This window comes from Streptomyces milbemycinicus, from assembly GCF_002154605.1.
Lineage (GTDB): Bacteria > Actinomycetota > Actinomycetes > Streptomycetales > Streptomycetaceae > Streptomyces > Streptomyces milbemycinicus.
Genome location: NZ_MUNE01001046.1, coordinates 1 through 778, shown reverse-complemented (window position 1 = coordinate 778; position 778 = coordinate 1). Strand labels below are relative to the sequence as shown.

Here is a 778-nt window from a genome sequence, read left to right as displayed (position 1 = left end):
GGGCGTCGGTCAGCAGCTCGGTCTCCTGGCCCGAGGGTGTGGCGTCCAGGGAGAAGGCGATGTCCGACGCGGTGGTGAGCGCGCTGCGGAGTTCGCGCAGGTCTGCGTAGCTCATACCGGAAGGGTAGGCCCACCCACTGACAGCGCTACGCCGCCCGTGCTACGTCCGCCGTGCTACTCCTTGCGGGCCCAGGCGCGCAGGTCGGCCTTGCTGTCGAAGCGCGCCACGTTCTTGTCCAGCGGGCGCTCGGCGTACTGGTGGATCCGCCAGGTCGCCTTGATGCGCGGTTTGCCCGCCTCCACGTAGTCGGCGATCCACAGCCCGTCCCCGGCGTACGACGTGGTGTCGGCGTTCAGCCAGTAGGTGCGGTTGCAGTAGAGCAGCACCCGGTGCCCGGGGCGGAGCTTTTTGACCTCTCGTATGAACCGGTCCTTCTCGGCGTTGCTCGCGTGGGTGCCCTCGGATGTGGTCTCCCAGTCCACGGCGAGCAGATCATGCGACTGGGATGCGCACTTCTCTACGAAATAGCTGGCCTGCGCCGCGATATTGCCCGGCCACAGGAAGTGGTAGAAGCCGAGCACGCACCCCGCCTCGCGGGCGCGGGCCGCCTGTGAGGACTGGCGTGGGTTGATGTACGAGCGGCCCTCGGTCGCCTTGACGAAGACGAAGGCGAGCCCGTCCGGGTCGAAGGAGGTCTGGTGTGAGCTGACGTCGATGCCGCGCAGCATGCTGCCTGCCTTGGGGAGAGAGAAGGAGTCGAGGGGGAGGGGAGCGGGG

The 778-nt window shown here is 67.9% G+C and carries 1 protein-coding gene; it reads right to left on the bottom strand.

Annotation, left to right across the window (positions count from 1 at the left end):
* Positions 1-174 precede the first annotated feature (174 nt).
* Positions 175-729, bottom strand: coding sequence for a GH25 family lysozyme (locus CCN51_RS50790; RefSeq protein WP_014176247.1), 555 nt, complete (start codon positions 727-729; stop codon positions 175-177).
* Positions 730-778 lie beyond the last annotated feature (49 nt).